The following is a 16716-nucleotide window of genomic DNA, read 5'->3' on the forward strand; positions in this document are numbered from 1 at the left end:
AATCGGCACCTTTTGACCCGGATCAAACGGCTCACCTCGGGTAAACCCTAAATTCTTCTCGACGGCTCACAAGGTTGTCGGCCCGCGGGGGCCACCCCCGCGAATCAGAGGAAGCAAGGTTCGAAGATGAAAGCCCCGAAGTTCGCCCCCACCGCCGTTGCCGTCGCCCTGCTGTTCGCGGCGGCACCCCTGATCGGCTCGGTCGGTGCGACCGTGGTGACCGGCAAGAACGCCGGCGCCGCCGCCCCGGCGACCGTAGCCGCCAAGGCCAAGGCCTCCGCCGCCGCCGGCCAGGTCCACAAGATCACGCTCAAGACCGGCATGGCCGGCGGCAAGATGGTCTACCTGGACGAGAAGGGCAACGCAAACCCGGTGCTCAAGGGCAAGGTCGGCGACACGCTGGAGATCACCATCGCCAGCGGCGAAGGCGCCGAACACGACATCGTGTTCCCCGAGCTGAACGTCAACTCGGCCAAGTTCAGCGGCAAGGCCGTGGTCAAGGTGAGCGTGCCGCTGACGAAGGCCGGCAAGTTCACCTACCTCTGCTCCATCCCCGGCCACAGGCAGATCGGCATGGAAGGCGTGCTGGAGGTCGAAGGCCCGGCCGGCGCTGCCGCGGCCGCCGCTCCGGCCGCGGTGAAGACGGTCGCCCTCGGCGCCGCCGCTGCCGACGCCAGGGCGATCGCCCCGGCTGCCGCCCACGCCGTGAGCATCTCGATGGACCCGAACGCGGTGCCCAGGTCGCCCGGCGCGCGCGCCCCGCAACTGGTGAAGTACCACATCGAGACGGTGGAACTGGAAGGCAAGCTGGACGACGGCACCACCTTCACCTACTGGACCTTCGGCAAGAAGGTGCCCGGCCCGATGCTGCGGGTCAAGCAGGGCGACACGGTGGAGCTGACCCTGGCCAACAACCCGAACAGCAAGGCGGTGCACTCGATCGACCTGCACTCGGTGACCGGCGGCCACGGCGGCGGCGAGCACACCCAGGTGGCGCCCGGCGAATCCAAGACGATCCGCTTCCAGGTGCTCAACCCCGGCCTGTACGTCTACCACTGCGCAACGCCTTCGGTGCCGCACCACATCTCGGCCGGCATGTACGGGATGATCCTGGTCGAGCCGCCGCAGGGCCTGCCCAAGGTGGACAAGGAGTTCTACGTGATGCAGGGCGACCTGTACACCTCGCACGCCTACGGCACCAAGGGCCACCACGAGTACAGCCACCAGCGCGCCGACGACGAGCTGCCCACCTACTACACCTTCAACGGTGCGGTGGGAGCGCTCGGCAAGGAGCACAAGATGAGCGCCAAGGTCGGCGAGACGGTGCGGGTCTACTTCGGCGTCGGCGGCCCGAACAAGGTCTCCTCGTTCCACGTGATCGGCGAGATCTTCGACAAGGTCTACAGCGAGGGCTCGATCACCACGGTCAAGAACGACGTGCAGACCACCCTGGTGGCCCCCGGCGGCGCGACCATCGTGGACTTCAAGGTCAACTACCCCGGCAAGTACATCCTGGTCGACCACGCCCTCTCGCGCGCCGGCAAGGGCCTGAGCGGCGTGCTGGAAGTCACCGGCCCGGCCGACTCGAAGATCTACCAGCCGCTGGACGGCGGCAAGCACGCGGACCACTGAACGGGTTCGCTGCGAGTGAGGAAGGGGCGCTTCGGCGCCCCTTTTTTCGTTCTCGGGCGCGTTGGGCTGGATCCTCCGCCTGCGCGCAGGACGCCCAGGCAGGAGCGGTAGACGACGAGCGGCGAGAGCGGCGCGACCGGCGCTTGACGTGCGTCAAGGAGGAAATCAGGCCCATCCCTAGCATTAGGTGCATTCCCAATGCACCTTCAAAAAAGGACTCCCATGACGACGGCAGCATCCCGCATCGACGTTCGCAGCATCGCCCCGCGCGAGCGCCATCCGCTGATCTTCTCCACCTTCGGCGCGCTCGCCACGGGCCAGTCGCTGGAGCTGGTCAACGACCACGATCCCCGGCCGCTGTACTACCAGTTCAACGACCAGATGCCCGGCCAGTTCGAGTGGACCTACCTCGAGCAGGGCCCCGAGACCTGGCGCGTGGCCATCACCCGCCTGAAGGCCCCGCACGGCACCAACGGCTCGTGCTGCGGCTCGTGCGGAGGCTGATCCCCATTCCCCACTTCAACTTCGGATGAAGACATCATGAAAAGCAACAACCTGTTGTGGCGCTGGCTGGGATTCATATTCGTCCTGTCCTTCGGCGCCCTCGGCTACCTGGGCTGGCAGATCTACCAGTCGGCCCCGCCCATCCCCAACCAGGTGGTCACCACCAAGGGCGAGGTGCTGTTCACCGGCGAGCAGATCCGCCAGGGCCAGCAGGTCTGGCTCGCGGCCGGCGGCCAGCAGCAGGGCTCCGTCTGGGGCCACGGCGCCTACCTGGCGCCCGACTGGTCGGCCGACTGGCTGCACCGCGAGGCGGTGGCGCTGCGCGAGCTGCGCGCCAAGGCGATCAAGAGCGATCCGGCCGCCCTGAGCGCCGGCGAGCGCGGCGCCGTCGATGCCTCCCTCAAGGAGGAGATGCGCGCCAACACCTATGACGCCGCCACCGGCAACGTCACGGTGTCGCCGCAGCGCGCGCAGGCGATCCGCGAGACTGCCGCGCACTACCTGGCCCTGTTCGGCAACGACCAGAGCCTGGACAAGCTGCGTTCGCAGTACTCGATGGTGGAGGACAACGTGCCGGACCGCGCCGACCGCGAGGCGCTGGCCGCGTTCTTCTTCTGGACCTCCTGGTCGGCCACCACCGACCGCCCCGGCGAGACCGGCCTGTCGTACACCAGCAACTGGCCGCACGAGCCGCTGGTCGGCAACACCCTGACCGCCTCGGCCGCCGTCTGGTCGATGGCCAGCATCATCCTGCTGCTGGCCGCCATCGCCGCCATGCTGTGGCTGTTCGGCGCCGGCAAGCACGAGGACGAGCCGCAGCCGCCCAAGGCCGATCCGCTGGCGGGCGTGGTCGCCACGCCGTCCATGAAGGCCACCCGCAAGTACTTCTTCGTGGTGGTGGGCCTGATCCTGCTGCAGATCGCGATGGGCATCCTGACCGCCCACTACACCGTGGAAGGCAACGCCCTGTTCGGCATCCCGCTGGGCGAAGTGCTGCCCTACGTGACCAGCCGCACCATCCACACCCAGGTCGGCATCTTCTGGATCGCCACCGCCTGGCTGGCCACCGGCCTGTACCTCGCGCCCATGCTGGGCGGCAAGGAACCGAAGTTCCAGAAGCTCGGGGTCGACTTCCTGTTCTACGCGCTGGTCGCCATCGTGGTCGGCTCGACCGCGACCGGCTGGCTCGGCACCCTGCAGCGCAGCGGCACCGACTTCTCCTTCTGGCTGGGCAACCAGGGCCTGGAGTTCACCAGCATGGGCCGCATCTGGCAGTACCTGCTGTTCGTGGGCCTGATCCTGTGGGCCGTGCTGCTGGGCCGCGCCCTGTGGCCGGCGCTGAAGACGCCGTCGGAGAGCCGCGGCCTGATCGCCATGGTGTTCCTGTCGGCCACCTGCATCGCGGGCTTCTACGCCACCTCGCTCACCTGGGGCCAGCACACCCACTACTCGATGGTCGAGTACTGGCGCTGGTGGCTGGTCCACCTGTGGGTGGAAGGCTTCTTCGAGGTGTTCGCCACCGCTGCCATCGCGCTGATCTTCACCAAGGTGGGCCTGGTGCGCGCCTCCAGCGCCAACCGCGCCATCGTCGCCGAGACCATCGTGTTCCTGTTCGGCGGCATCCTGGGCACGCTGCACCACCTGTACTTCACCGGCACGCCGACCTCGGTGATCGCCATCGGCGCCGTGTTCTCGGCGCTGGAAGTGGTGCCGCTGACGCTGATCGGCCTGGAGGCGCTCGCCACCTGGCGCCGCACGCAGGGCGTGGCCTGGCTGCAGGCCTACAAGTGGCCCGTGCTGTTCTTCGTCGCCGTGGGCTTCTGGAACACGGTGGGCGCCGGCCTGCTGGGCTTCGCCATCAACCCGCCCGCCGCGCTGTACTACGTGCAGGGCCTGAACATGACGCCGGCCCACGGCCACGCCGCCCTGTTCGGTGTCTACGGCATGCTGGGCATCGGCCTGATGCTGTTCTGCCTGCGCGGCCTGTATGCGCGCCACCTGCACGCCGACAACCTGCTCAAGCCCGCCTTCTGGGCGCTGAACATCGGCCTGGCCGGCATGGTGTTCTTGTCGCTGCTGCCGGCCGGCATCTACCAGGCCTGGGCCAGCATCACCGAGGGCCTGTGGTACGCCCGCTCGCCCGAGATCGTGCAGTCCGCCGTCATGCACACGCTGGTGTGGATGCGGGTGCCGGGCGACATCGTCTTCGCCGGGGGCGCCGCGATCCTGGCGGTCTACGTGCTGCGCCTGCTCGGCCGCGGCGGCCGGCGCGAAGCCAAGGTACCGGTGGGGGCTGCCACGGCACGCCGCTGACCGACCGAACCGGGGCCGGCGCGAGCCGGCCCTTTTTCCTTCTGCAGGACCCCAGCCATGAAACTCACCGCCTTCACCGACTACAGCCTGCGCGTGCTGATCTACCTGGCCAGCCGGCCCGGCCAGCGCGCCACCATCGCCCAGGTCGCCCAGGCCTTCCAGGTCTCGGAGAACCACCTGGTCAAGGTGGTGCACTTCCTGGGCAAGGCCGGCTGGCTGAAGAACGTGCGCGGCAAGGGCGGCGGCCTGGAGCTGGCCCGCCCGGCCGACCGCATCGGCATCGCCGACGTGGTGCGCGACGCCGAGGGCGACACCCGCGTGGCCGAATGCTTCGGCGGCCAGGGCAGTTGCGTGATCGGCCCCGTGTGCAAGCTGCGCAATGTCATGGGCGATGCCGTGGCGGCCTTCTATGCCGTGCTGGCCCGCTATACGCTCGAGGACCTGGTGCGCAACCGCGACGAGCTGGCCGCCATCCTGTTCCAACCCGTGGCCGGCCAGGAGCCGGCAAGGAGCCGCGCATGATCGAAGACCTGCCGTTCCCGTTCGAGCTGCCCGAGGAGCTGCAGCTGCCGGTGCTGGAGGCGCTGCAGCGCGTGGTCGATCCCGAGGTGGCGATGAACATCGTCGACGTCGGGCTGGTGTATGGCGTGCAGCTGGCCGGCCAGGAGATCCAGCTGGAGATCACCATGACCTCGGCCGCCTGCCCGGTGGCCGACGTCATCATGGACGACATCGAGCGCGAGCTCGACCGCGTCCTGCCGCTCGAGTACACCGTCCGCACCGAACTCGTCTGGGATCCGCCCTGGACACCCGATCGCATGAGCGAATCGGCCCGCAACTTCATGGGCTGGTGATGCGCCCGCCCGCCCGCGAGCGCCCCGGCCGCGGCGAGCCGGCTTCGCCCGCCGTCCGCGCCGGCGGCGTGGTCCTGCTGCTGTGCATCGCCGCGGCGCTGCTGTCCGCCGTGGCCGGCGGCCTGCTGCGCGCCGGCGTGCCGCTGGCCGGCGCCGGCGCGCCCGACTGGCTCGGACAAGCGGCGGTGCAGCACGCCGCGCTGATGATCTGCGCCTTCATGGGCACGGTGATCGCGGTCGAGCGCGCCGTCGCCGTCAAGCTGGCGATCGCCTGGCTGGCACCCGCGGCCTCGGCGCTGGCCGGGCCGCTGCTGCTGCTCGGGCATCCGGGCGCGGCCGGCGGCCTGCTGGTCGCGGCCGGCGCCGTGTTCGTCGGCGTCAACATGGTGGTGGTGCGGCGCCAGAACGAGCCCCACACCGAGCTGCTGCTGGCCAGCGCGCTGGCCTGGCTGGCCGGCAACCTGCTGTTCGCCCTGGGCTTCGCCCCGGCCGCGGTGGTGCCCTGGTGGTTCGCCTTCCTGGTGATGACGATCGCCGCCGAGCGGCTGGAGATGACGCGGCTGATGCGCCGCCGGCGCGGCGCCCTGCCGGCGCTGGTGGCCCTGCTGGCGCTGCTGGTGGCCGGCTCGACCCTGTCGGCCGCCGAGCCCGTGGCCGGCGGCGTGCTGTACGGCGCCGCGCTGCTCGGCCTGGCGCTCTGGCTGCTGGCCTTCGACATCGCCCGGCGCACCCTGTTCACGCACGGGCTGTCGCGCTACATGGCCGTCTGCCTGCTGGGCGGCTACGCCTGGCTGGCGATCGGCGGGCTGGCCTGGGCCGCCACCGCGCTCGGCGCGAATTGGCGCGACACCGCCCTGCATGCGCTGGGCCTGGGCTTCGTGTTCAGCATGATGATGGGCCACGCGCCGGTGATCCTGCCGGCGGTGGCGCGGGTCAAGCTGCTGTTCGGCTGGCCGTTCTACCTGCCGCTGGCGCTGCTGCACGGCTCGCTGCTGCTGCGGCTGGGCCTGCGCGGCCTGGACGCCGGCTGGCTGCCGCGCGGCGCCGGGCTGAACGCCGCGGCCATCGCGCTGTTCGCGGCGACGGCCGCCGGCGCCGTGGTCGCCTGGCGGCGGCGCCATGACCGCCCCCGCGCCGGCTGAGTTGATCTGCGTCAGCCTGCTGCAGCCGCGCACGCCTAGGATTTCGGCCCACATGCATCCTCCGAATTCCCCCCTCGACGAGACCCCCCGAACGACCCCTTGACCGAAGCCGAGCGCCTGCTGGCGCAGGCCGAGCAGCACGGGCTGGCCCCGCTGCGGCTGGCCGGCCGCCGCCTGCTGCCCATCGTGCAGGGCGGCATGGGCGTGGGCATCTCCGCCGGCGGCCTGGCCGGCACGGTGGCCGGCCTGGGCGGCGTCGGCACCATCGCCTCGGTCGACCTGCGCCGCATCCACCCCGACCTGTTCGAAGCCACCCGGCACCTGTCGGGCAAGTCCTGCAAGCCGCAGATCGACGCCGCCAACCTGGAGGCGCTGGACCGCGAGATCCGCCGCGCCCGCGGGCTGGCGCAGGGCCGCGGCCTGCTCGCCGTCAACGTCATGCGCGCGGTCGGCGAGTACGCCGGCTACGTCACGCAGGCGCTCAGGAGCGGCATCGACGCCATCGTGGTCGGCGCCGGCCTGCCGCTGGACCTGCCCGACCTGGCCAAGGATCATCCGGACGTGGCGCTGATCCCCATCCTGTCCGACGCCCGCGGCGTGCAGTTGGTGCTGCGCAAGTGGGACAAGAAGGGACGCCGCCCGGCAGCCGTCGTGATCGAGCACCCCGGCCATGCCGGCGGCCACCTGGGCGCCGCCCGGGTGGAAGACGTGTCCGATCCCCGCTTCGACTTCGACGTGGTGCTGCCCCAGGTGGTGCAGGTGCTGCGCGAAGCCGGGCTGGAGGACGTGCCCGTCATCGCCGCCGGCGGGGTGCGCAGCCTGGACGACATCCGCCGCGTGCAGTCGCTCGGCGCCTCGGCGGCCCAGCTCGGCACGCCCTTTGCGGTCACCCGCGAGAGCGACGCCGCGCCCGAGTTCAAGCGCGTGCTGGCCGAAGCCCAGCCCCAGGACATCGTCGAATTCACCAGCGTGGCCGGGTTGCCGGCGCGCGCCGTGCGCACCCCCTGGCTGGACAAGTACCTGCGCATGCGCGAGAAGCTGCAGGCGGCGGCCCACCTCAAGAGCCACTGCACGATGTGGTTCGATTGCCTGACCGCCTGCGGACTGCGCGACGGCAAGCCAGAATGGGGCCAGTTCTGCATCGACAAGGTGCTGGGCCATGCGCTGGCCGGCGACGTGCGCAAGGGCCTGTTCTTCCGCGGCTCGGGCGCGCTGCCCTTCGGCAGCGAGATCCGCTCCGTGCAGGAACTGTTCCGCTGGCTGGTCGCCGGCGTGCGGCCGCAACCCTGCTGACGCAGCCGTGACCCCGTTTCTCGCCACCCGGCGATCCTGAGAAAAGAAGCGACGACATGAAGAGAGACGACGCTCCCGCCCTGCTGGACACCACGCGCGTGCTGCCGCCGCAGCCGATCAGCGAGGACGTGCTGGCCGAGAAGTACCTCAAGGACGACGAGCGCACGATCGACGACCTGTACCGGCGGGTGGCGCGCGCGCTGGCCAGCGTCGAGGCCGAGCCCTTGCGCCCCGAGTGGGAGGCGAAGTTCCTGGCCAACCTGCAGGCCGGCGCCATCGGCGCCGGCCGCATCATGAGCGCCGCCGGCACCGGGCTGGAGGCCACGCTGATCAACTGCTTCGTGCAGCCGGTGGGCGACTGCATCCAGGGCCGCGACGACGACGGCCTGCCCGGCATCTACGAGGCGCTGCGCGAAGCCGCCGAGACCATGCGGCGCGGCGGCGGCGTCGGCTACGACTTCTCGGCGATCCGCCCGCGCGGGGCGGAAGTCAGGGCCACTGCCTCGCTCGCCTCCGGCCCGTGCAGCTACATGGACGTGTTCGACCACTCCTGCGCCACGGTGGAGAGCGCGGGGGCGCGCCGCGGCGCCCAGATGGGCGTGCTGCGCATCGACCACCCCGACGTGCTGGAGTTCATCACCGCCAAGCGCACGCCCGGCCGCTGGTCGAACTTCAACGTCTCGGTCGGCGTCAACGACGCCTTCATGCGCACCCTGGCCGAAGGCGGCAGCTGGGACCTGGTGCACCGCGCCCGCCCCGGCGCCGCGCTGATCGAAGCCGGCGCCCACCAGCGCGAGGACGGCCTGTGGGTCTACCGCAGCATCGCCGCCTCGCAGCTGTGGGACACGGTGATGCGCTCGGCCTACGACTTCGCCGAGCCGGGCATCCTGTTCCTCGACACCATCGACCGCGAGAACAACCTGCGCTGGTGCGAGAAGATCACGGCGACCAATCCTTGCGGTGAACAGCCGCTGCCCGCCTACGGCTGCTGCGACCTCGGCCCGGTCGTGCTGACGCGCTTCGTGCGCCATGCCTTCGGCTACGGCGGCACGCCCGCGTTCGACTTCGAGGGCTTCGAGCGCGCCGTCGCCACCCAGGTGCGCGCGCTCGACAACGTGCTGGACCTGACCCACTGGCCGCTGCCGCAGCAGCAGGACGAAGCGCGCGCCAAGCGCCGCATCGGCGTCGGCTTCACCGGGCTGGGCGACACGCTGGTGATGATGCAGTTGCGCTACGACCGCGAGGAAGGCCGCCAGCTGGCGGCGCAGATCGCCGAGCGCATGCGCGACGCCGCCTACGCCGCGTCGGTCGACCTGGCGATCGAGAAGGGCGCGTTCCCGAAGTTCGAGGCCGGGCCGTACCTGGACCAGGGCACCTTCGCCAGCCGCCTGCCGCAGGCGCTGAAGGACCGCATCCGCACCCACGGCATCCGCAACAGCCACCTGCTGTCGATCGCGCCGACCGGCACCGTCAGCCTGGCCTTCGCCGACAACGCCTCCAACGGCATCGAGCCGGCCTTCTCCTGGACCTACCGGCGCAAGAAGCGCGAAGGCGACGGCTCGCGCACCGAGTACGAGGTGATGGACCACGCCTGGCGCCTGTACGGCTCGCTCGGCGGCGACACGACCAGGCTGCCCGAGTACTTCGTCTCGGCGCTGGAGATGGACGCCGGCTCGCACCTGGCCATGATGGCCGCGGTGCAGCCCTTCATCGACACGGCGATCTCCAAGACCGTCAACGTCGCGGTGGACTACCCCTACGACGACTTCAAGGACCTGTACCGGCAGGCCTGGCAGTCGGGCCTGAAGGGGCTGGCCACCTACCGGCCCAACACCATCCTGGGCGCGGTGCTGGAAGCCGGCCCGGCCGCGGCGGCCGAGCCGTCACCGGCGAAATCCGACCCGATGCGCGCCGTCATCGGCAGCCGCCCGCGCGGCGCCCTGCCGGCGGTGGCCGAGAAGATCAGCTACTGGACGCAGGAAGGCGAGCAGACGCTGTACATCGTGGTGTCGTTCCTGCCGGTGGAAGGCGGGCAGGAGCGCGCCATCGAGTTCTTCATGCCGGTCGGCCAGAGCGGCGAGTCGCAGCAGTGGATCACCTCCAGCATGCGGCTGCTGTCGCTGGCCGCGCGCGGCGGCTTCCTCGACCGCGCTCTGGCCGACATGCGCAAGGTCGCCTGGGACCGCGGGCCGGTGCGGCTGGGCACCTTCCAGCGCGCCGACGGCGCCCAGGTGCCGCTGTGGCACGACTCGGAAGTGGCGGCGATCGCCTACGCGGTGCAGAACATCATCGCGCGCCGCCAGGGCCAGTCCGCCGATGCGGCCGCGGCGCCGCCGCTGGCCACCGCGCCGGCGCCCAGCGCCGTCATGCCGGGTGCCAAGTGCCCCGAGTGCGGTGCGCGCGCCATGATCCGCAAGGACGGCTGCGAGTACTGCACCTCCTGCGGGCACCTCGGGGCCTGCGGTTGACCGGCCCCCCGGCCGACCCGCTTCCTTCTGCCTGGCGGCCCGGGCACCTGCTGCTGGCGCCGCACCGCCTGGGCTTCTTCCTCGGCGGCGCGCTGCTGGTCGCGGCCTCGCTGTGGTGGGGCTGGGTGCTGCTGGCACGGGCCGCCGGCATGACGGGGCCGGCGCCCGCGCTGCCCGCCGTCACGCTGCATTCGGCGCTGATGGTGTTCGGCTTCCTGCCGCTGTTCTTCGTCGGCTTCCTGTTCACCGCCGCGCCGCGCTGGCTGTACGTGCGGCCGCTGCCGGCGCGCGCACTGGTTGCGCCGGCGCTGCTGCAGGCCGGCGGCTGGCTGCTGTGGCTGCTGGGCGGGCACGGGCACCTGGCCGCCGCCGTCACCGGGTTGCTGGCCGGCACGGCCGGGCTGGGCTGGAACGCGGCGAAGTTCTGGGCCCTGGTGCGCGCCAGCAGCGAAGCCGACCGGCTGCACCCGAAGCTGGTCGGCTGGGCACTGGGGGTGGGCATCGCCTGCCAGCTCGGATTGGCCCTGGCGCTGCTGCTGGGCGCGCCAGGGCTGCAGCGCGCGCTGGTGCAGTGCGGCCTGTGGGCCTTCGTCGTGGTGGTGTTCGTGACGGTGGCGCACCGCATGCTGCCCTTCTTCACCAGCGACGCGGTGCCGCTGGTGCGCGCCTGGGGGCCGTTCTGGATGCTGTGGCTGATGGTGGGTGCCGCGGGGTTCGAAGCGATTGCCGTGTGGGTCGATGCTTTCGGCGCGTCGCACCCGGCCTGGCTGCTGCTGCGCGGCGGGCTGGAAGTCGCCGCCGGCGCCGCGCTGGTCGCCGTCGCGGTCGCCTGGAGCCGCATCCAGAGCCTGAAGGTGCGGCTGATGCGCATGCTGCACCTGGGCTTTGCCTGGCTGGGCCTGGCGCTGCTGCTGGCCGGCGGCGCGCACCTGGCGCAGGGCTGGAGCGGCCAGCCGGTGCTGCCGCTGGCACCGCTGCACGCACTGGCCATGGGCTGCCTGGGATCGCTGCTGCTGGCCATGGTCACGCGGGTAGCGGCCGGCCACAGCGGCCGCCCGCAGGCCGCCGACGACGTCACCTGGCTGCTGTTCTGGGCGCTGCAGGCGGCCACCGTGCTGCGGATTGCGGCATCCTTGCCGCTGCCCACGGCGCCGGTCCTGCTGGCAGTTGCCGCCCTGGTGTGGGCCGGCGTGGTGCTGGCCTGGGCTTTTCGACTCGGAGACTGGTATGGACGCACCCGCCCCGACGGCCGGCCCGGATGAGGCCGCAGCCTGGGCGCAGGCCTGGATCGAATCGCGCCGCACGGTGCTGCCCAAGCGCCTGGCGCCGCCCGGGCCGTCGGCGGCCGAACTGGCGCGCATCGTGCAGGCCGCCGGCGCCGCGCCCGACCACGACCAGCTGCTGCCCTGGCGCTTCGTGCTGGTGCCCGAAGCGGCGCGCGGCCGGCTGGCCGAGGCGTTCGAGCAGGCGCTGGTGCAGCGCGATCCGCAGGCCACCGGCGAGCAGCGCGAGCAGGCGCGCGAAAAGGCGTTCCGCGCCCCGGTGCTGCTGCTGGCCGTGGCGCGGCTCGGCGGCGATGCAACCGACGTGCCGGACGCCGAGCGCCTACTGTCGCTGGGCTGCGCGGTGCAGAACCTGCTGCTGATGGCCACCGCGCTGGGCTATGCCTCGGCGCTGACCAGCGGCAAGGCGCTGGGCTCGCGCCCGCTGCGGGAACTGTTCGCGCTGGCGCCGCACGAACAGGCCGTGTGCTTCGCCAGCATCGGCACCGCCGTAGGCCGCAAGCCCGGCAAGCCGCGGCCCCAACCCGACCGGTACCTGACCCGCCTGCCATCATGAGCCGCATCGTCTCGATCTCGCCGCCGGGCGGCGGGGCCTCGCCCACCTTCGAGCAGCCCTACGAGATGCTGGCAGCCTGCCACGAGCGGGTGCAGCGCATGCTGGCGCTGCTGGGCCGCCTGCGCGACCACCTGCGCCGGCACGGCGCCGACGACCAGGCCCGCGGCGCCGCGCGCGACGTGATGCGCTATTTCGACCAGGCCGCGCCCCAGCACCACCTGGACGAGGAACTGCACGTGTTCCCGCGCCTGGACGGCACCGGCGATGCCGCCCTGGCGGCCGTGGTGCGCCGCCTGCGCGACGACCACCTGCGGATGGAAAGCGCCTGGGCTGCGGCCCGCTCGGTGCTCGCGCCCCTGGCCGCCGGCGAACGGGATGCGATCGATCCGGAGCAGGACCGCGCGCTGGACGACTTCGCCGGGCTGTACGACGAGCACATCCGGGCCGAGGAAGAGCTGGTCTATCCGGCGGCCTCGGCCGGCATGGACGAGGCCGACACCCGCGCCATGGGGCAGGAGATGATGCGCCGCCGCGGCGTGCGCTGAAGCCCTGCTTGCGCCCGTCGGCGTGCTTCGCCCGCCCCGCGCGAGTCTTGACGAGTGTCAACGCAGCGGCGCGCACGAAGCCTACATTCGCTGCATGCGGCACGCCGCCGCCAGGAGCAGCAGATGACCCCCGTCGCCACCGCCCGCACCGAAGCGCCGACCCCCGTCCAGCAGTTCTCCAACTGCCATGGCGGCATCCTCAGCGGTTTGCACGGTTTCAGCGAACTGCCCGCCCTGCAGGATGCCGCGGTGCGTGCCCGCAACCTGGCGCAGGAGACGCTCCAGCTGCTGGACCACGCGGTGACCGAGCACCACGCCGAGGAGGAGGACGAGCTGTTCGACGCCGTGCTGCGCAGCTCGCGGCCCGGCCCCGAGCGCGACCGGGTCAAGGTGCTGGTGGACCGCCTCACCGCCGAGCACCGGGAGATCGAGGACACGTGGAAGCGAATGCGCCCGCAGGTGCAGCAGGTCGCCGCCGGCAAGCCCGCCCAGTTGCGCGCCGAGGCGGTCAAGCTGCTGGTGGAGTCCTACCAGGCCCACGCGCAGCTCGAAGAGCGCGAGTTCCTGCCGCTGGCCGCCGAGATCCTGGGGCGCAACGGCAACCACATGGCGGCGCTCGGCCTGGCCCTGCACATGCGGCATGCGCACGTGCCGGCGGCGTATATCTGATCATTCAGTTTTGAAAACGCCGCGCGTTTTCAAAGTGGTTCCTGGAACAGTTGGGCGAGGGCCGGCAAAGCCGGATCCTCGCCCAAAGTGTGTCCGCGCTGCATGCCATTCCGCGCGGACGGTTCGGCCTGCAGCCGGACCGGAATCCGCCGCGTCCGCCGCCACTCACTTGTAGAAGGCTTCGACCTTCCCCTTCAGCTTGATCATCAGCGGCTGGCCCTTGCGGTCCAGGGTCTTGCCGGCGGGCACGCGGATCCAGCCTTCGCTGATGCAGTACTCCTCGACGTCGTCGCGCTCCTTGCCGTTGAAGCGGATGCCGACCTCGTGCTCGAAGATGGCGGGGACGTGGTGCGGGCTGCGCGGGTCGATCGACAGGCGGTCCGGGAGGGCCGGGCGTTGCGGGGCTTCTTCACTCATGCCCGGATTTTGCCGCGGGTCGATCGCCACCCGGCCGGCCCGGCGCGAAGGGCCGCGCAGCGCCAGCGACAGCCCGTCGATGCGTGGCGGAAAACGCCCGAAAACCGTCATCCCGGACACCTGACCGCCGGGCCACCGGACGCTCCAATTCGGCCTGCGGCCACCGCCGCCGCGTCGCACGCCGGTGTGCGCGCGAACCGGAACGCTTCCATGTCCGCCTCCCCGCCCTCCGCGGCCGATCCGCTGGCCGACTTCCAGCCCCGCGACTTCACCTTCGATGGCCTGGGCAAGCGCGTGTACGTCGCCGGCCGCGGCCCGGCGGTGGTCGTCATGACCGAGATGCCCGGCATCAGCCCGCAGGTGGCGCGCTTCGCCCGCTGGGTGCGCGATGCCGGCTTCACCGTCTACATGCCCTCGCTGTTCGGCCGCGACGGCGCCGTGCCCACGGCCGAGGAAGGCGTGGCCGTGTTCAAGCGCGCCTGCGTCAGCGCCGAGTTCCGCGCCCTGGCGGCCGGCAGCCCGGCGCCGGCGATCCGCTGGCTGCGCCGGCTGGCGGCGGCGGCGCACGCCGAATGCGGCGGCCCGGGCGTGGGCGCGATCGGCATGTGCTTCACCGGCAACTTCGCGCTGTCGATGATGCTGGAGGCGCCGACGCTGGCGCCGGTGGTCTGCCAGCCATCGCTGCCGATGGAGGACCCGGCCGGCACCGGCCTGGCGCCGGCCGAGCTGGGCGCCATCCGCGAGCGGCTCGAACGCGAGGACCTGACGGTGCTGGCGCTGCGCTTCGAGGGTGACCGCTGGTGCACCGCGCAGCGCTTCGAGGCCTATCGCCAGGCGCTGGGGCCGCGCTTCGTGGCCCGGGTGCTGCCCGACAGCGCGGCCAACCCGGAGCCGCCGCCGTTCTTCCGCCACGTGGTGAACAGCCCGCACAGCGTGGTCACCGCGCACCTCATCGACGAGGCCGGGCAGCCGACGCTGGCGGCGCGCGACGAGATCCTGGCCTTCTTCGCGCAGCGGCTGCTGCGGCCGTCTTCCGACGGGGCGGGCGCCGACGCGCCGGCCGATCAGCCGCTCGCCGAGGCCGCCGGCGCCCGGTAGCGGCTGGGGTTGGCGCCGGTCGCCTTGCGCATCAGGCGGCGCAAGGCGGTGGCGTCGCTGTAGCCCACCGCGGCGGCGACCTGCTCCACCGACAGGCGGCTTTGCTCCAGCAGCGTGCGCGCGCGGCGCAGGCGCACGCCCTGCAGCAGCGCCAGCGGGCCCTTGCCGGTGGTGCGCTGGACCCGCCGCGCGAGCGTGCGCTGCGACACGCAGAACTCGCGCGCCAGGGTGGCGATGTCGGGCGGGTTCGGCAGCGCGCCCTCGACCCGCGCGACCAGCCGGGCGATGAACTCGTCGCCGTTGGCCATCACCTCGGGGATGCGGTAGCTGGCCTGCGCCTGGCGCGCATCGACCAGCAGGAAGCGCGACACCGCGTCGGCCAGCACCGCGCCGCAGCGCTCGCGCAGCAGGTGCAGCATCAGGTCGGCCTGGGCGAAGGCCGCGCCGCCGGTGGTGACCGGCCCGTCGGCGCAGACCATGCGATCGGCCTCGATTCGGCCGGCCGGCGCCAGCCGCTGCAGCAGCGGCGCCAGCCACCAGGAGGTGGTGGCGCGGCGGCCTTCCAGCAGCCCGGCGCCGTGCAGCAGGAACACCGCCGAACACCCGGCCGCGACCCGGCCGCCGCGCCGCACGTGGGCGGCCAGCGCGGCGGCCAACTGCTGCAGGGCCGGCTCCTGCAACGCCTGGCGCAGCTGGCCTTCGGTGTGCAGGCCCAGCCCCGGCAGGATCCAGGTGGAGCGATCGCTGCGCGCGCGCAGCGGCAGCCGGGCCGTGTCCAGCCGCAGGCCCGACAGAAGGCGCACCTCGCCGCCTTCGGGCGAGCACACGCGCCAGCGCGGCACCGGCGCGCCGACGCGCGGCGCCAGCCCGCAGGCGGCCTGCAGCATGTCCAGCGTGGCGGCGACGCTGCTGCCATAGGCCCCCGGCAGCACGATGACGGTGAAGTCGAACATGGCAGAAGAAGCCCGATCGGGGAAAAAGACGCCAGGGGGGCGATTGTGCGGGGCGGCACGCCGCGCGGCAACCCGCCCCGGCGTCACAATCGCCTTCGATGCGGGCCGGGCCTGCGCGCCCGCTTGGCGAAGTGGCTGGACCGGCACGCGGAACCCAGGCTGCGGCGCAGCCGCGCGAGCACAGCAACGACGACGAGGAAAGACAGCATGAACGACCGACCCGCCGCCCTCATCACCGGCTCCGCCACCGGTGTCGGCGCCGCGACCGCGCTGCAACTGGCCCAGCGCGGCTGGGACGTGGTGATCAACTACTCGCGCAGCGAAGCCGAGGCAAACGAGACCGCGCAGGCCTGCCGCGCCGGCGGCGCGGACGTGCTGGTGCTGCAGGGCGACGTGGCCCAGGACGCCGATTGCCGCCGCTTGGTCGGCGAGGCCGTGGGCCGCTGGGGCCGGCTCGATGCGCTGGTCAACAACGCCGGCACCAGCGTGTTCGGCGAGGCCGCCCGGTGGGACGCGCTGGATGCCGACGTGTTCCAGCGCATCCTGGGCGTCAACACCATCGGCACCTTCCAGATGGTGCGCGCCGCCGCGCCGCACCTAAAGGCCGCCCGGGGCAGCATCGTCAACGTGTCCTCGGTGGCCGGTGCGCTGGGGATCGGCTCGTCGGTGCCGTACGTGGCGTCCAAGGGCGCGGTCAATGCGATGACGCTGCACCTGGCGCGCACGCTGGCGCCGGAGATCCGCGTCAACGCCGTCTGCCCCGGCCTGATCACCTCGCGCTGGTTCACCCGCGGCATCGGCGAGGAGGCCTACGAGAAGACGCGCCAGGCCTACGAAGCCCAGGTCCCGCTCGGCCGCGCCTGCACGCCGGAGGATGTGGCCGAGTCCATCGTCTGGCTGGTGACCGGTGCCCGCACGGTGACCGGCGAGCTGGTCCTGCTGGACAGCGGCGTGCACCTGGGGCGCGACGCGCCGCGGCGCAGCTGACG

Annotated in this window: 16 protein-coding genes; 14 read left to right on the forward strand and 2 right to left on the reverse strand. The window is 72.1% G+C overall.

The window, feature by feature from the left end:
* Nucleotides 1-126 precede the first annotated feature (126 nt).
* The 12 genes from nirK to PE066_RS03015 all read left to right on the forward strand — a co-directional run bounded on the left by nirK (nucleotide 127) and on the right by PE066_RS03015 (nucleotide 13259).
* The gene (gene nirK / locus PE066_RS02960; RefSeq protein WP_271235074.1) at nucleotides 127-1632 is read left to right on the forward strand and encodes a copper-containing nitrite reductase; all 1506 of its coding nucleotides are present in this window, start codon (nucleotides 127-129) and stop codon (nucleotides 1630-1632) included.
* A gap of 222 nt (nucleotides 1633-1854) precedes the next feature.
* Nucleotides 1855-2136, forward strand: coding sequence for a DUF2249 domain-containing protein (locus tag PE066_RS02965; RefSeq protein ID WP_271235075.1), 282 nt, complete (start codon nucleotides 1855-1857; stop codon nucleotides 2134-2136).
* A gap of 36 nt (nucleotides 2137-2172) precedes the next feature.
* Nucleotides 2173-4449, forward strand: a complete 2277-nt coding sequence (locus PE066_RS02970; protein WP_271235076.1) for a nitric-oxide reductase large subunit — start codon at nucleotides 2173-2175, stop codon at nucleotides 4447-4449.
* A 57-nt stretch (nucleotides 4450-4506) separates the two neighbouring features.
* On the forward strand, nucleotides 4507-4971 hold the full coding sequence (locus tag PE066_RS02975) for an RrF2 family transcriptional regulator (RefSeq protein WP_271235077.1): 465 nt from the start codon (nucleotides 4507-4509) through the stop codon (nucleotides 4969-4971).
* Nucleotides 4968-5303: a metal-sulfur cluster assembly factor gene (locus PE066_RS02980; protein ID WP_271235078.1), complete on the forward strand. Its 336-nt coding sequence runs from the start codon at nucleotides 4968-4970 to the stop codon at nucleotides 5301-5303. Before PE066_RS02975 ends, PE066_RS02980 begins: the two co-directional genes overlap by 4 nt.
* Nucleotides 5303-6445 (forward strand): hypothetical protein, encoded by a 1143-nt coding sequence (locus PE066_RS02985; protein ID WP_271235079.1) that lies wholly within the window; start codon nucleotides 5303-5305, stop codon nucleotides 6443-6445. Before PE066_RS02980 ends, PE066_RS02985 begins: the two co-directional genes overlap by 1 nt.
* Before the next feature lie 99 nt (nucleotides 6446-6544).
* Nucleotides 6545-7738, forward strand: coding sequence for an NAD(P)H-dependent flavin oxidoreductase (locus tag PE066_RS02990; protein ID WP_271235080.1), 1194 nt, complete (start codon nucleotides 6545-6547; stop codon nucleotides 7736-7738).
* A gap of 56 nt (nucleotides 7739-7794) precedes the next feature.
* Entirely contained in the window at nucleotides 7795-10206 is a 2412-nt protein-coding gene (locus PE066_RS02995) for an adenosylcobalamin-dependent ribonucleoside-diphosphate reductase (protein WP_271235081.1), read from the forward strand.
* The gene (locus PE066_RS03000; RefSeq protein ID WP_271235082.1) at nucleotides 10203-11468 is read left to right on the forward strand and encodes an NnrS family protein; all 1266 of its coding nucleotides are present in this window, start codon (nucleotides 10203-10205) and stop codon (nucleotides 11466-11468) included. The genes PE066_RS02995 and PE066_RS03000 overlap by 4 nt, the downstream gene beginning before the upstream one ends.
* Complete coding sequence (locus PE066_RS03005) at nucleotides 11434-12045, forward strand: nitroreductase family protein (protein WP_271235083.1); 612 nt, start codon at nucleotides 11434-11436, stop codon at nucleotides 12043-12045. The genes PE066_RS03000 and PE066_RS03005 overlap by 35 nt, the downstream gene beginning before the upstream one ends.
* The gene (locus PE066_RS03010; protein WP_271235084.1) at nucleotides 12042-12590 is read left to right on the forward strand and encodes a hemerythrin domain-containing protein; all 549 of its coding nucleotides are present in this window, start codon (nucleotides 12042-12044) and stop codon (nucleotides 12588-12590) included. The genes PE066_RS03005 and PE066_RS03010 overlap by 4 nt, the downstream gene beginning before the upstream one ends.
* Before the next feature lie 123 nt (nucleotides 12591-12713).
* Nucleotides 12714-13259: a hemerythrin domain-containing protein gene (locus PE066_RS03015; RefSeq protein ID WP_271235085.1), complete on the forward strand. Its 546-nt coding sequence runs from the start codon at nucleotides 12714-12716 to the stop codon at nucleotides 13257-13259.
* A 165-nt stretch (nucleotides 13260-13424) separates the two neighbouring features.
* Here PE066_RS03015 and PE066_RS03020 read toward each other — a convergent pair whose 3' ends face one another.
* On the reverse strand, nucleotides 13425-13676 hold the full coding sequence (locus tag PE066_RS03020) for a DUF3297 family protein (RefSeq protein WP_271236492.1): 252 nt from the start codon (nucleotides 13674-13676) through the stop codon (nucleotides 13425-13427).
* A gap of 210 nt (nucleotides 13677-13886) precedes the next feature.
* On the opposite strand from PE066_RS03020, the gene PE066_RS03025 reads away from it, so the two are divergent.
* Nucleotides 13887-14774, forward strand: coding sequence for a dienelactone hydrolase family protein (locus PE066_RS03025; protein WP_271235086.1), 888 nt, complete (start codon nucleotides 13887-13889; stop codon nucleotides 14772-14774).
* Here the strand turns inward: PE066_RS03025 and PE066_RS03030 are convergent.
* Nucleotides 14741-15727, reverse strand: a complete 987-nt coding sequence (locus PE066_RS03030; RefSeq protein ID WP_271235087.1) for a GlxA family transcriptional regulator — start codon at nucleotides 15725-15727, stop codon at nucleotides 14741-14743. The genes PE066_RS03025 and PE066_RS03030 overlap by 34 nt on opposite strands.
* 207 nt (nucleotides 15728-15934) lie before the next feature.
* Between PE066_RS03030 and PE066_RS03035 the strand changes: the two genes are divergently transcribed.
* Nucleotides 15935-16714, forward strand: a complete 780-nt coding sequence (locus PE066_RS03035) for an SDR family NAD(P)-dependent oxidoreductase (protein WP_271235088.1) — start codon at nucleotides 15935-15937, stop codon at nucleotides 16712-16714.
* The last annotated feature ends 2 nt before the right edge of the window (nucleotides 16715-16716 follow it).

Origin of the sequence: Ramlibacter tataouinensis (assembly GCF_027941915.1) — a bacterium.
Taxonomy (GTDB): Bacteria; Pseudomonadota; Gammaproteobacteria; order Burkholderiales; family Burkholderiaceae_C; genus Ramlibacter; species Ramlibacter tataouinensis_C.